The 15,260-nt window shown below is 62.2% G+C and carries 4 protein-coding genes and 4 pseudogenes; all 8 read right to left on the reverse strand.

Features of this window, described 5'->3' with window-relative positions; genetic code table 11:
• Window positions 1–274: 274 nt before the first annotated feature.
• The gene (gene dld / locus ASF84_RS07035) at window positions 275–1,966 is read right to left on the reverse strand and encodes a D-lactate dehydrogenase (protein ID WP_056836648.1); all 1,692 of its coding nucleotides are present in this window, start codon (window positions 1,964–1,966) and stop codon (window positions 275–277) included.
• A gap of 106 nt (window positions 1,967–2,072) precedes the next feature.
• Window positions 2,073–2,693, reverse strand: coding sequence for a DMP19 family protein (locus ASF84_RS07040; protein ID WP_056836650.1), 621 nt, complete (start codon window positions 2,691–2,693; stop codon window positions 2,073–2,075).
• 21 nt (window positions 2,694–2,714) lie between these two features.
• The gene (locus ASF84_RS07045) at window positions 2,715–3,473 is read right to left on the reverse strand and encodes a hypothetical protein (RefSeq protein WP_056836652.1); all 759 of its coding nucleotides are present in this window, start codon (window positions 3,471–3,473) and stop codon (window positions 2,715–2,717) included.
• A gap of 205 nt (window positions 3,474–3,678) precedes the next feature.
• A pseudogene (locus ASF84_RS29620) lies at window positions 3,679–10,662 on the reverse strand (Ig-like domain-containing protein); the annotation flags it as partial.
• A gap of 1 nt (window position 10,663) precedes the next feature.
• Window positions 10,664–11,343, reverse strand: a pseudogene (locus ASF84_RS29625) (DUF4347 domain-containing protein); the annotation flags it as partial.
• Between the two features lies 1 nt (window position 11,344).
• Window positions 11,345–11,747: pseudogene (locus tag ASF84_RS30150) on the reverse strand (DUF4347 domain-containing protein); the annotation flags it as partial.
• A 46-nt stretch (window positions 11,748–11,793) separates the two neighbouring features.
• Window positions 11,794–12,630: a sulfotransferase gene (locus ASF84_RS07085; protein ID WP_056836667.1), complete on the reverse strand. Its 837-nt coding sequence runs from the start codon at window positions 12,628–12,630 to the stop codon at window positions 11,794–11,796.
• 390 nt (window positions 12,631–13,020) lie between these two features.
• A pseudogene (locus tag ASF84_RS07095) lies at window positions 13,021–15,260 on the reverse strand (Ig-like domain-containing protein); the annotation flags it as partial.

Consider the following 15,260-nt stretch of genomic DNA (forward strand, 5'->3'; position numbering starts at 1 on the left):
TTCAGTCGCGAAAGATTCCCGGGCATTCGCACTGCACCCGACACGTTGTGGCGCAGCAAACATCGGGCGGTGGTAGGAGCGCGCTTGCCGGTATGCCGGACCACCGCGACCGAGTGCGTAGCGCTCGCAGAAATCTCGGAAACGCTGAAAATTTACGACTGCTACGCAGCAGGTCGCGGGCAAGCGCGCTCCTACAAGGGTGAATTTAATATTCAATAAAATCAGTAAGTTATTTTTTGAAGAGCGTGGTTTCAGCCGCGAAAAAGCCGGGCCTTCATGCCCAGTCCTTGCGCTTGCTGGTCTTGCCGATGCCCGGATTGCAGCTATTGGTCGGGTCCAGTGCATGAAAATGCTGCCGATGCGCCTCTGAGGCGTGGTACAGGTGGCCGATATTGTGTTCGGCCGGGTACCGGGCACCGCGCTGGTCCAGATGCGCCAGCACCGCCGCCTTGAACGCTACGCCGTCAACGCCGGGCTTGAGGATGTAGTCCTGGTGGTTAACCAGGCAAAAGAAGTGGCCGCAGCAGCTCTGCTCCTGAACCTGCGCAGCCAATGCCGGCGGCAACTGGATCATCCACTGGTCGTCGTTGCGCCGCAGCGCCACATCCAGCGAGATCAGCCGGCTGTCGCTGTCAATACGGTAGTAATCGCAATAGAACACCGGCGTGCCGCCCACCGCGAAGCGAACCAGGAAAGCATCGGCCTGTTCGGCCTCGCTGCAATGGAACCAGTCACCGCGGCGCTCGGCAAAAAACGACGCTAACAGGCTATCCAACTGTGGCCCGTCGGCACGGTCGACCTTGATCATCAGGTGGTGCTCGAAACGCTGGTGAAACGCCATCAGGCGCGGCGCCACCGTGGCCGGCACCAGCCGGTTGCCCCACTGGATCAAGCGGTCGACCAGATTGGCCGGCAGCACCCTCAGACGTTTCACCCGGGTGTCCCACAGCGCCTTTTTCTGCATCAGGCCCGGCAACGCAGAAGGCCCCAGGCGCTTGATCGCCAGGTACATGTGCCGCGCATACCGCAGGGTCAGGCGAAAGGCATTGTGGTCGATGTACTCGGCCTGGATCGGCAAGTGATCGAGGTGCTCGATCAGAAAGCGCCGCAGTTGCAGCAGTTCCTGTTCATCGTGGGTGCCGATATAGAAGGTGTCCTGGGCCTTTACCGCCTCGAAGGTGGCCAGCCGCACCGCAAATACAATGACCTTGCCCGCACAGCCGGCACTTTCATGCAGGTACTGCGGGTTGCCGTTGAAGCGAGCCGGCGTCGGGGCGTCGACGTCCTTGATCACTGCCGCATAATCGTCGGCCCAGACTTTACCCGTCCAGTCGCTGGCGCTCCCGGTGGTATAACGCCCTGCCTCCAGGTTATCGATCATCTGCTCGGGCGTATCGCCCAGTTCGATGCCCAGGTGGTTGACCAGCGCCAGGCTGCCGTCTTCGTTGATTCGCGCAAACAGGGACTTTTCGGTAAAGGCCGGGCCCCTTTGCAACAGCGAGCCGCCGGAGTTGTTGCAAATGCCGCCGACCACCGAAGCGCCGATGCAGGATGAGCCGATCACCGAGTGAGGCTCACGGCCGAAGGGCTTGAGGCCCTCTTCCAGCTCGGTCAGGGAGCTGCCCGGAAAGGCGATGATCTGCCGGGCCTCATCGATCACTTGCATGCCCTTGAGCCGGCGCGTGCTGATAATCACGACCGGTCGGTCATAATCATTGCCCTGCGGGGTCGAGCCGCCGGTGACGCCAGTGTTGGCCGCCTGCATCAGGATAATGACGCCCTGTTCCTGGCAGATTTTCAGTACCTGCCACAACTGCGCCAGGGTCTGCGGCAACACCACTGCAAGGGCCTCCCCACGACCGTAGCGAAATCCCTTGCAGTACCAGGCTTTGTGGTACGGGTCAGTGATCAGATGGTCGCTGCCGACCTGCTGGCTCAGGCGTTGTAGCGTTGACGACTCCTGCATGGATGACGCTCCTGATTTCTTGTCGTTATGGCTTCGAGTCTGTCCAGTTTATTGGGGCAGGCTGATAAGCACTAATGAGCAATAGCCATGACTCGATAACCGCCTGCTATCGACGATAGAAATACCTGGCCGCCAAAGCAGGCACCTCCTCCATCGCACTCCATAGCTGTTCATCCAGCTCGCCACTGATCACTTCATGCTGCTCATCGCTCAACAGCTGCATGATGTCCCACAGCGTTTCAAGTTGCGGATGGTCTTCAAGGGGTGCGATCAATTGCCGCTGCCGGCTGACCACCGCATGGCTTTCGTGCGCACCGATGGCGGCCAGCGCCTGCAAGGCCAGGGTGCAGGTCTGATCACCCCAGTTGCAGAAAAACTGCAGGAAGCCGCCGTTGTAGCCGTCAGCTTCCAGGCGCCAGAGCGCGACGATGGACTGGTCCACCGGCGTCAGGCGCTCAAGGTCCCAGTCCAGGGCGTGCAGGCGCTGCATGGCCGCATCGCACAGGTGTTCCCAGACCCAGTCAACGGCCTCAACCTTAATGCCCAGCTCTGGCCAGCTTACCGAAGTGCCCTGCTCCAGAACCTCAAAACCGGCGCGCGCCTGCGGGCTGGCATCCTGCAGCCGGCTGTAGCGTGTCAGCGGCTGGTTCAGGCTCAGGCCGTCGGCCCACTCAAGGCACAGGGTGTCGGCGTCGAAACGGACGTTGATAATGGCGTTATCTTTCATGGCGTGCAGGGGTTCCTGAAATCAACGGGAAGGCTTTCGCCACTCATGCAAACGGTCGAGCAGTGTACACAGGCCGCCTGCCACCAGACCGAGCAGCAGGAATGGCACCATCAACCACGACAGTAGAAAGCTCCACGGCCCCAGCACGTTGGCCAGTGCCTGCGGGTCAGTGGCGATCACCGGCGCCCCGAACACCAGCCAGATCAGCCCGCCGCTGATGCCGCCGCCGAGCACATAGCGCCAGCGGGTCGAGAAAAAGCGTTCGATCAGCCACAGCACCGGCCAGCCGAACAGCATGCTCAGCAAGGTGCCGATCAGAGTGAAGAACATGAACATGCCGGCACTTTGCGCCAGCACCGCTGCCGCACCGCCCAAAACCAGGCCGCCTGACAGGGGCACGGCGACAATCGTCGTCCAGCGGGAGCGCGCGCCCTTGGGGCGGACTTCAAGACGCTCGATGGCGCTGACCACGGCGGTGTACAGCACGCCCAACGCCAGGCCACCCACGGCCCACATCAGCCAGGTACTGCGCGCCAACAGCACCGCCACCAGGCTCTGGAGCAGCGCGCTGATCAGGTGCCGACTCTTGAAGCGCTCGAAACGCCGGTCACCCCAGAGCAACAGTGGAATACCCACCACAATGGCGATGACCACGCCAAACAGAAACCCGGAGAACAGATTGCTCGCGTTCCAGCCCAGGGCCAGGCCCTTGGCCGTGCCATACACCAGGCCTGCACACAACGGCACGGCGCACAGGCGCAGTTCGGCATGGGGCTTCATAGTCGCTCCGCAAAGGCATCGTTTGTCGACAGAGCTATACAAGACCGCTTGGACGCGAAGAGTTCAATTCACCAGAGACAAGAGCAGGTCGGCGCAGTGACGACCGTGACAGGCTCAAGGCTTGATACGATCTGTGTTCATGGATGCCGCCCATTGCAGAGCGGCACCCTGAATATCAAGTCGACCGATCAGGCACCGGCCTCGCTTACGCCAGGCTTCCCAACGCCAGGGCCAGGTCCAACAACTTCTTGTTTTCCACGGCCTTCATGCTGTCCAGTTGCTGGTTCAGGGTCAGGGCACCGCTGGAAAAGCTTTGCACCGAACCGGACACGGCCCGTGTTGCCGCAGGCTGCACGGTGTCGATGGCGTAGTTGTTGGACACTGTGGTGCCGCTGCCGATATTGCCGGCCGCATCACTGACGCCGGCCTTGTTGAGGCTGATCAGGTTGGTGCTGTCGCTGATCGCGGCCTTTGGCGTGAAAGTGGCGGTCCAGGTCAGGCCACCGTTGGTGCTGGTCACGGTGCTCAAGGTGCCGTTGGCCACGCTCAGGTCGGCGTTGGTGAAGCCGCTGACGGCCTCGTTGAAGGTGATGGTCACCCGCGAGGTTTCGCCGACTTTGAGCGCTGTATCAGCCACAACGATGCTCGCCGTCGGCCTTATGGTGTCGATGGCGTAGTTGCTGGATGGGGTCATGCCGCTGCCGGTATTGCCAGCCGCATCAATAACACCCGCCTTGTTAAGGCTGATGACGTTAGTGCTGTCACTGATCGCAGCATTTGGCGTGAACGTCGCGGTCCAGGTCAGCCCACCGTTGGTGCTGGTCACAGCACTCAGAGTGCCGTTGGCCACGCTCAGATCCGCATTGGTGAAACCGCTGACGGCCTCGTTGAAGGTGATGGTTACCAATGAGGTTTCGCCGGCTTTCAGGGTTTGGTGCTGGTCACAGCACTCAGAGTGCCGTTGGCCACGCTCAGATCCGCATTGGTGAAACCGCTGACGGCCTCGTTGAAGGTGATGGTTACCAATGAGGTTTCGCCGGCTTTCAGGGCCAGGTCACTCATGGCGATGGTCGCCGTTGGCCGCAGCGTGTCGATGGCGTAGTTACTGGATACCGTGGTGCCGCTGCCGGCATTGCCCGCCGCATTGYTGACMCCGGCCCGGTTGAGGCTGATCAGGTTGGTGCTGTCGCTGATCGCGGCCTTTGGCGTGAAAGTGGCGGTCCAGGTCAGGCCACCGTTGGTGCTGGTCACGGCACTCAAGGTGCCCCTGATCAGGTTGGTGCTGTCGCTGATCGCGGCCTTTGGCGTGAAAGTGGCGGTCCAGGTCAGGCCACCGTTGGTGCTGGTCACGGCACTCAAGGTGCCATTGGCCACGCTCAGGTCGGCATTGGTAAAACCGCTGACTGCCTCATTGAACGTGATAGTCACCAACGAGGTCTCGCCGGCTTTCAGGGCCGTATCCGCCATGATGATGGTGGCCGTGGGTCGTACGGTGAGAACGGCGTAGTTATTGGAGACCGTGCTGCCGCTGCCCGCGTTGCCGGCAGCATCGCTGACCCCGGCCTTGTTGAGGCTGATCAGGTTGGTGCTGTCGGTCACCGCGCTGGCGGGTGTCAGGGTCGCGGTCCAGGTGAGCCCACCGTTAGCGCTGGTCACGGCACTCAAGGTGCCATTGGCCACGCTCAGGTCAGCGTTGGTGAAACCGCTCACCGCCTCGCTGAAGGTGATGGTCACCAATGAGGTTTCGCCGGCTTTGAGGGAGGTATCGGCTACGACAATGGTCGCCGTGGGCCGCACGGTGTCGATGGCGTAGTGAGTGGACACGGCCGTGCCGCTGCCGATATTGCCGGCTGCATCGCTGACCCCGGTCTGATTGAGGGTGATCAGGTTGGTACTGTCGCTGATTGCCACTTTTGGCGTAAAGGTAGCGGTCCAGGTCAGTCCACCGTTGGCACTGGTCACGGTGCTCAAAGTGCCGTTGGCCACGCTCAAGTCAGCGTTGGTGAAACCGCTCACCGCTTCGCTGAAGGTGATGGTCACCAATGAAGAGCTGATAGAAGCCTTCGACGGACAGGGTCCAGGTCAGTCCACCGTTGGCACTGGTCACGGTGCTCAAAGTGCCGTTGGCCACGCTCAAGTCAGCGTTGGTGAAACCGCTCACCGCTTCGCTGAAGGTGATGGTCACCAATGAGGTTTCACCGGCTTTCAGCGCCGTATCGGCCAGCACGATGGTGGCCGTGGGGCGCAGGGTGTCGATGGCATAGCTATCGGAGGTGGTGCCTCCACGGCCGGCATTGCCGGCAGCATCGAGCACACCGGCGTTGTTCAGAACAATCAGGTTACTGGCATCGGTCACGTCGGCCGCCGGGGTGAAGGTCGCCGTCCAGGTCAAGCCGCCGTCAAGGCTGGTCACTGCACTCAGCGTACCGTTCTCGACACTCAGGTCATCGTTGCCAAAACCGTTGACCGCCTCGCTGAAGATGATGGTCACTGTCGTGGTGTCGCCGGCCCTCAAGGCCAGGTCACTCATCTCGATGCTTGCCATTGGCCGCAGGATGTCGATGGCGTAGTTGTTGGACACCGTGGTGCCACTGCCGGCATTGCCGGCCGCATCGCTGACGCCGGCGTTATTGAGGCTGATCAGGTTGGTGCTGTCGCTGGTCGCCGCTTTCGGCGTAAAGGTAGCGGTCCAGGTCAGTCCACCGTTGGCACTGGTCACGGTGCTCAAAGTGCCGTTGGCCACGCTCAAGTCAGCGTTGGTGAAACCGCTCCGTGCTTGCAGGTGTGAAAGTTGCAGTCCAGGTCAACCCGCCATTGGTGCTGGTCACGGTACTCAAGGTGCCATTGGCCACGCTCAGGTCGGCATTGGTAAAGCCACTGACCGCTTCACTGAAAGTGATGGTCACCAACGAGGTTTCGCCGGCTTTCAGCGCTGAATCAGCCACGACGATGGTGGCCGTCGGGCGCACGGTGTCAATGGCGTAGTTATTGGACACCGTCGTGCCACTGCCGGTATTACCGGCGGCATCGGTGACCCCGGCCTTGTTAAGGCTGATCAGGTTGGAGCTGTCGCTGGTCGCAGCCTTTGGCGTGAAAGTGGCGGTCCAAGTCAGCCCGCCGTCAGTGCTGGCCACGGCACTCAGGGTACCGTTGACCACGCTCAGGTCGGCATTGGTAAACCCACTGACCGCTTCACTGAAAGTGATGGTGACGCCCGTCAGTGCTGGCCACGGCACTCAGGGTACCGTTGACCACGCTCAGGTCGGCATTGGTAAACCCACTGACCGCTTCACTGAAAGTGATGGTGACCCGTGAGGTTTCACCGACAACCAACGCGTTGTCAGCCATCACGATGGTCGCGGTCGGGACCCGGGTGTCGATGCTGTAGCTGGGCGAACCGGTCGTGCCTGTGCCGGCATTACCGGTTGCGTTGAGCACACCGGTGTTGGCCAGGGTGATGACGTTGCCGGTGGCCTCGATGTTGGTGTTCGGGGTGAAATCAGCAGTCCAGGTGATACCGCCATCGCCGCTGGTCGCGGTACCCAGGGTGCCATTGGCCACGCTCAGGTCGGCATTGCTGAAGCCACTGACCGCCTCGCTGAAGGTGATGGTCACAGTGGCGGTGTCACCGATCTTCAAGGCCCGGTCACTCATCGTGATGCTTGCCGTTGGCCTTACCGTGTCGATGGCGTAGCGGTCAGAATCGGTCGTGCCGCTACCGGCATTGCCGGCGGCATCAAGCACGCCGGCATTGTTCAGGCTGATGACATTGCTGGCATCGAGCAGATCGGCCGTCGGGGTGAAGGTCGCCGTCCACGTCAGGCCGCCGTCGCTGCTGCTCACCGCACTCAGGGTGCCGCTCTCGACGCTCAGGTCGTCGTTGCTGAAATCGCTGACCGCTTCGCTGAAGGTGAGGGTGACCCGCGAGGTTTCACCGGCAATCAGCGCGCTGTCGCGCATCACAATGGTCGCGGTCGGGGCCAGGGTGTCGACGCTGTAGCTGGCCGAATCGGTCGTCCCTGCACCGGCATTGCCGGTTGCATTGACCACACCGCTGTTGGCCAGGGTGATGACGTTGCCGGTGGCCTCGATGTTGGTGTCCGGGGTGAAATCAGCAGTCCAGGTGCTACCGCCATCGCCGCTGGTCATGGTACCCAGGGTGCCATTGGCCACGCTCAGGTCGGCATTGCTGAAGCCACTGACCGCCTCGCTGAAGGTGATGGTCACAGTGGCGGTGTCGCCGACCTTCAAGGCCCGGTCACTCATCGTGATGCTCGCCGTTGGCCGCACAGTGTCGATGAGGTATGGCATGGACGCCGTGGTCCCGCTGCCCGCATTGCCGGCGGTATCAAGCACACCGGCAGTGTTCAGGCTGATGACATTGCTGGCATCGAGCAGATCGACCGCCGGGGTAAAGGTCGCCGTCCAGGTCAGGCCGCCGTCGCCGCTGCTCACGGCGCTGAGCGTGCCGTTCTCGACCGTCAGGTCGTCGTTGCTCAAACCGCTGACCGCCTCGCTGAAGATAATGGTCACTGTCGCGGTGTCGCCGGCTGTCAAGGCCAGATCACTCATCGCGATCGTCGCCGTGGGTCGCCGGGTATCGATGACGTAAGTGGTGGACGCCGTGCTGCCGCTGCCAGCATTGCCAACGGCATCAAGGACACCGGCGTTGTCCAGGCTGATGACATTGCTGGCATCGAGCAGGTCGACCGCCGGGGTGAAGGTCGCCGTCCAGGTCAAGCCGCCGTCACTGCTGCTCACCGCGCTGAGCGTGCCGTTCTCGACCGTCAGGTCGTCGTTGCTGAAACCGCTGACCGCCTCGCTGAAGGTAATGGTCACCGTCGCGCTGTCGCCAGCCTTCAAGGCCAGGTCGCTCATCGCGATGCTTGCCGTGGGCCGTAGGGTGTCGATGACGTAGGTATTCGATACCGTGCTGCCGCTGCCGGTATTGCCAGCCGCATCGCTGACCCCAGCGTTGGTGAGGCTGATGACATTGCTGGCGTCGAGCAGATCGACCGTCGGGGTGAAGGTCGCCGTCCACGTCAGGCCACCATTGGCGCTGCTCACCGCGCTCAGGGTGCCATTCTCGACGGTCAGGTCGTCATTGCTGAAACCGCTGACCGCCTCACTGAAGGTGATGGTAACCGTTGAGCTTTCACCGACACTCAACACACTGTCGGCCATGACAATGCTGGCGATCGGCCGCAGGCTGTCAATGCTGAAGCTGTTGGAGGTCACAGACGCGCTGCCGATATTGCCCGCCAGGTCCCTGACATGGGCAGTGTTGAGGACAAGGGTGCTGGCGACGGCGATGACGTCGTTGGTCGGGGTGTAGCTCGCCGTCCAGGTGGTGCCACCGTCGGCACTGCCGAGCCCACTCACGCTGCCGTCGGGCGCCAGCAGGTCGGTCACATCAAAGTCGGTCACCGCCTCGCTGAAGGTGATGGTCACCGTGGTGGCCTGGCCACGCTTGAGCGCCGTGTCGATCACGGCGATGGTCGCGGTCGGCGCCAGGGTGTCGATCGCGTAGCTGGCCGTGCTGCTGCCCACCCCCGTATTGCCGGCCGCATCCAGTACACCGGGTTTGTTCAGGGTGATCAGATTAGCGGCCGTCTGCACATTGGCGGCGGGGGTGAAGGTCGCGGTCCAGGTCAGGCCGCCATCGCTGCTACTCACAGCGCTGAGCGTGCCGTTCTGCACCGTCAGGTCGGCCAGGGTCAAATCGCTGACGGCCTCGTTGAAGGCAAAGGTCACCCGGGTCGTTTCGCCGGTTTTCAGGTCAGCGTCAGCAACGGTGATGGCCGCTGTCGGGCGCAGGGTGTCGACGGTGTAGTTGCCGGAACTTGCACTGCCGGTCCCCGCCGTGCCGTCGAACAGCACCTTGGCCAGGTCCAGGGTGATGACGTTGCTGGTGTCTTCGATGTTCACGCTCGGGGTGAAGGTGGCGGTCCAGGTGATTCCGCCATCCGTGCTGCTGACCGGGCCAAGCGTGCCGTTGGCCAGCACCAGGTCGCTGCTGTCGAAACCGGTCACCGCCTCGCTGAACGTCAGGGTCACCTGCGTGGTCTGGCCCGCCTGCAAGCTGCTGTCGGCCAGCGCAATGGTGGCCCTGGCGTAGTCGAGGTTCAGCGTGCCCAGGTTGTGAAGCGTGTCCACACCTGCAGGGGTGGCACCGTCAAGCGCTACATACCTCTCGGCGATGACACCTCCCTTGCCGCCGTTACCGCCAGCGCCATCGTTACCGGTCATGCTTGCGTAGCTGGTGGTATTGATATTGAGGGTGCCGGCGTTCCAGATCGCTCCGACGCCAAGCCCGCCAGCGCCGGCAGCATATCCCGGGGCGTCGGGCTCATACATGTCATAGATGTATGTGCTGCCGCCGGCAGCGCCACCCCCACCGGCGCCGGCGTTGTCGGTAATACTCGAACGACCGATGATGGTCAGCACCGCCCCGCTGCTGTTGAAGATGCCACCAGTGGCATCTCCGCCTTTGCCGCCGCCTGACCGATAGCCACCGACGGCGCCGCCGCCGCCCCCAATCCTGATGGACGCGCTGCTGGCCGAGCCACCGGTGCCACCGGATGCAAATAGGCGACTATCAGACTGCCCCCCTGCGCCGCCTGTAGTAGAACCACCGGATGCGCTCCAGGCAGAGTAGAACCTAGTTGTACCGCCCTTGCCGCCGGTTCCAGAGCCACCAAGGCTTCCGGGATCACCGTAGCTGTCACTGCCGCCAGAACCGCCCCCGATGCCAGGTCCAGTATCCCCCTTGACACCGCCACCACCACCGCCACCATTACCGTTACTATGGTAGTAGGATGGAGTGGGTTGATTCGCCCCCCCGCCCCCCGAGGCGGCATTGGCTGTCACCGTGACGTTATTGAGTGTCAGGTTGCCACTATTGGCAATCCCTGCCCCCAAAGATGAGGCAGGCAAGGTTCGAAAGTCGGCACCATTACCGGCAATCAGCCCCCTGGTGACGACCAGGCCATCGAGCGTCACCGTGCGGCCCGAGGTCACTTCCAGCACACGGCTCTTGTACTGGGCGTCGAGCGTAATGTCAGCGGTGCCGTTGTTGTCCAGGTCGCCATCGAGGGTGATGTTCTTGCTGATGGTCAACTGGCTGTCGAGCAGCACCGTCGCGCCGGGGGTGCTGAAGGTGTGGACTGGCGTAGCCTGCGCTGGTGGGNGCCGGTGCCGTTGTTGTCCAGGTCGCCATCGAGGGTGATGTTCTTGCTGATGGTCAACTGGCTGTCGAGCAGCACCGTCGCGCCGGGGGTGCTGAAGGTGATGATGTCACCGGCCTGGGCGCTGGCCAGGGTGTTGCGCAACGAGGCGCTGTTGCCGGTGTCGGCGTAGTTGCTGACCACCAGGGTCTGCAGGCCCCACTGGTAACCGTCCCTGACCTGCTGCGACAAGGCACTGGTGCTCTCCAGGCTGCCGGTGGCCACTTCCAGGCTCCAGTCGCCGCCCATGCCGGTGCGGTTGCTCGACGCGGCGATGTCACGGCCGGTGCTGATGGCCAGGGCGTTGACAAAATCGAGCCCCTCCTCGCCTTCGGCGGTGTTGCAGGCGTAGATCAGGATATCGCCACCGGCGTTCATGTCCTGGCCGATCTGCGCCAGCACACCGCTGTACTGGTTGAGGTTGTCGCTCGACAGGTGGGTGCTGCCCAGCCACAGGTCACCGGCATTGCCGTGGGCGATGATCTGCACCGAACTGACCCCCGAGTGCGCGTCCAGGTACTCGGCAATCTGTTGCAGGCCTTCGCGGCTGGCATCCAGCCTGACCACGTCGGTGCCGGCGGCCACGCCGGCGATCAGGCTTCGCTGTCCTTGACCCGTGCGTCGACGAACACCACGGTCTGGCCNGGTGCGCGTCCAGGTACTCGGCAATCTGTTGCAGGCCTTCGCGGCTGGCATCCAGCCTGACCACGTCGGTGCCGGCGGCCACGCCGGCGATCAGGCTGTCACTGTCCTTGACCCGTGCGTCGACGAACACCACGGTCTGGCCCGGCTCGGCAGGGCCGGTGGGGATGATGTCGGCGGTGGCATGCGCACTGTCCTGGCCGGCATTGCTGTCGGCGGTGGTGTTCGCTGCGGCCTCGGCCACGGCCGCTGCCGGGTGCTCGGTCGCGGTGTCGGCCACGGTCGCGGCCACCGCGCCGTCGAACAGCATGCGCGGCTCCAGGCACAGGATCATGGGCGGAACGGGAACGGTCTGAGCTGAACCGGCAGGCTTGACGGTCCGAGACGCTTTTTTATTCCACCACATGCTGCTCACCCAGGATTGATCGTTGCAACGGATATGAAAACGGCGGTCAGATGACCGCAGCGTCTGATTTCATGCGAATAACGTGGGCGGCACTGCCTGCGGCGTCATTCCAGAAGGACAACTTTGAATACTGCTCGAACAGGTCGGGCGGCAGAATCGTGCGCCGGGGTTCATGCGTGACCCTGGGCTTGACCTTGTGCAGGCCGGACACACCCAGCGCTTCGTCGAACTGCGGCGCGTCATAGACGATGTGATTGAAGTCGTGCTCGAACCAGGGCTCGCCAATGAATTGATACACCAGGCGCAGGACCTGCTCGGGCGACTGCGACAGCAGGTCGTAGTCGATCAGCAGCAACGAGTCGGCCTGTTCGCCGTAATAGGCTTCCTTGAGCGCCGCCCAGGCAAAGCCGACCATGCGGTTGCGCTGCGCCAGGGTATCGACCCGGCTATAGACGGTATTGCGCTCGTCGGCATCGCCAAACAGCTTGGTGTTCTCGAACGGATTGGCGCGGTAGACGCGCTCGATGCTGTCCATGATCCAGGCCACATTGCGCACACAGGCAATGACTTTGGCCTTCGGGAACAGGTCATTGACGGCGGACATGCGCGAGCACCAGCCGCGGTTGGTGTCGAAGATCAGCGAGGTCTCGGGCTTGTCGGCGTAATAGGAACTGAACAGGCCGCCCAGCAGGCGGCGACGCAGGTCGGTGTCGATCACCGAGGCAAATTCGCTGCCGGCGCTGCACTGCCCCAGCACGCCTGAAAACAGGCTGAACACCGGACTGCTCATGCCCGCATGAAAACGCGGGTTCTGTAAAAGAATGGCCGACAGCAGGGTCGAACCCGAGCGCGGCAAACCGGAAATGAAATGAAAGTTCGGCAAGGGCTGGGCTCGCGGGTCGACCGTGAAAGAAGGCGAGCATAACCGAATGAAAATAAGACGGATAGCATATTGCTATGAACCGTACATAAGCTTAGGAAAAAACTGACAATAAAAAGGCGGCAGTTTTATAACACGATGAAAAGCGGTTAATAAAAAACTTTTTATTAATAGTGGGATCCAAAAAACGGCCTATAAGCCCGATATGACTTAGTGCACGTTGCCACGGATGCCGACCATCAGGAACGGCACCGCAGCAACCCCGGACTTCAACTACCCCATCGCCCCCAACGCCCGCGCCAGGTCACTCAACTGTTTGTTCTGCGTGGCCTTGAGGCTGTCCAGTTGCTGGCTCAGGGTCATGGCACCGACGGTGGTGCTCCGTGCCAACGCAGGCTGCACCGTATCGATGGCGTAGTTACTGGAGACAAGAGAGCCGCTGCCGATATTGCCGGCGGCATCGCTGACGCCAGCCCTGTTGAGGGTCATCAGGTTGGTGCTGTCGCTGGTTGCGGCCTTTGGTGTGAAGGTGGCGGTCCAGGTCAGCCCGCCATTGGTGCTGGTCACCGCGCTCAGGGTGCCGTTGGCTACGCTCAGGTCGGCGTTGGTGAAGCCGCTGACCGCCTCATTGAAGGTAATGGTTACCCGCGAGGTCTCGCCGGCTTTCAGGGCCGTATCCGCCATGATCAGGGTGGCCGTTGGGCGTACCGTGTCGATGGCGTAGTTATTGGACACGGTGGTGCCGCTGCCGGTATTGCCGGCGGCATCGGTGACCCCGGCCTTGTTGAGCGTAATGAGGTTGGTGCTGTCGCTGATCGCAGCCTTTGGCGTGAACGTCGCGGTCCAGATCAGGCCGCCATTGGTGCTGGTCACAGCACTCAGAGTGCCGTTGGCCACGCTCAGATCCGCATTGGTGAAACCGCTGACGGCCTCGTTGAAGGTGATGGTTACCAATGAGGTTTCGCCGGCTTTCAGGGCCTGATCAGGTTGGTGCTGTCGCTGATCGCGGCCTTTGGCGTGAAAGTGGCGGTCCAGGTCAGGCCACCGTTGGTGCTGGTCACGGCACTCAAGGTGCCGTTGGCCACGCTCAGGTCAGCGTTGGTGAAGCCGCTGACGGCCTCACTGAAGGTGATGGTCACCAATGAGGTTTCGCCGGCTTTCAGGGCCGTGTCGGCCACGACGATGGTCGCCGTGGGTCGTACGGTGAGAACGGCGTAGTTATTGGAGACCGTGCTGCCGCTGCCCGCGTTGCCGGCAGCATCGCTGACCCCGGCTTTGTTGAGGCTGATCAGGTTGGTGCTGTCGGTCACCGCGCTGGCGGGTGTCAGGGTTGCGGTCCAGGTGAGCCCGCCGTTAGCGCTGGTTACGGCACTCAAGGTGCTGTTGGCCACGCTCAGGTCGGCATTGGTGAAACCGCTCACCGCTTCGCTGAAGGTGATGGTCACCAATGAGGTTTCGCCGGCTTTGAGGGAGGTATCGGCTACGACAATGGTCGCCGTCGGCCGCACGGTGTCGATAGCGTAGTTAGTGGACATCGTAGTGCCGCTGCCGATATTGCCGGCTGCATCGCTGACACCTGCTCTATTGAGGCTGATCAGATTGGTGCTGTCGCTGGTTGCGGTCTTTGGTGTGAAGGTGGCCGTCCAGGTCAGGCCGCCGTTGGTGCTGGTCACGGCACTCAGCGTGCCATTGGCCACGCTCAGGTCGGCGTTGGTGAAACCGCTGACGGCCTCGTTGAAGGTGATGGTCACCAAGGAGGTCTCGCCGACTTTCAGCGCCGTATCCGCCATGACGATGGTGGCCGTGGGGCGCACGGTGTCGAGGGTGTAGTTAGTGGACCCGGTGGTACCGCTGCCGGCATTGCCAGCGGCATCAAGCACACCGGCATTGTTCAGGCTGATGACATTGCTGGCATCAAGCAGATCGACTGCCGGAGTGAAAGTTGCCGTCCACGTCAGACCGCCGTCGCTGCTGCTCAAGGCACTCAGCGTGCCGTTCTCGACACTCAGGTCGTCGTTGCCAAAACCGCTGACCGCCTCGCTGAAGGCGATACTTACTGTTGCCGTGTCACCGGTTTTCAAGGCCAGGTCACTCATCTCGATGCTTGCCATTGGCCGCAGGGTATCGATGACGTAGTTGTTGGACACCGTGGTGCCACTGCCGGCAGTGCCGGCCGCATCGCTGACGCCGGCGTTATTGAGGCTGATCAGGTTGGTGCTGTCGCTGGTCGCCGCTTTCGGCGTGAAAGTGGCGGTCCAGGTCAGCCCGCCGTCGGTGCTGGCCACGGCGCTCAGGGTGCCGTTGGCGACGCTCAGGTCGGCATTGGTAAAGCCGCTCACCGCCCTGCTGAAGGTAATGGTCACCCGCGAGGTTTCGCCCGCGGCCAGGGCCGTATCGGACACCACGATGGTGGCCGTGGGCCGCACGGTGTCGAGGGTATAGTTATTGGACACCGTGGTGCCGCTGCCGGTATTGCCGGCCGCATCGCTGACGCCGGTATTGGTAAGGCTGATCAGGTTGGTACTGTCGCTGATCGTGCTTGCAGGTGTGAAAGTTGCAGTCCAGGTCAACCCGCCATTGGTGCTGGTCACGGTACTCAAGGTGCCATTGGCCACGCTCAGGTCGGCATTGGT

This window comes from Pseudomonas sp. Leaf127, assembly GCF_001423155.1.
GTDB classification, from domain to species: Bacteria; Pseudomonadota; Gammaproteobacteria; order Pseudomonadales; family Pseudomonadaceae; genus Aquipseudomonas; species Aquipseudomonas ovata.

What these genes read in the sequence shown, in the direction of transcription:
- dld (WP_056836648.1), bottom strand. Translation starts at nt 1,966, where the DNA reads ATGCAGGAGTCGTCAACGCTACAACGCCTGAGCCAGCAGGTCGGCAGC.
- ASF84_RS07040 (WP_056836650.1), bottom strand. Translation starts at nt 2,693, where the DNA reads ATGAAAGATAACGCCATTATCAACGTCCGTTTCGACGCCGACACCCTG.
- ASF84_RS07045 (WP_056836652.1), bottom strand. Translation starts at nt 3,473, where the DNA reads ATGAAGCCCCATGCCGAACTGCGCCTGTGCGCCGTGCCGTTGTGTGCA.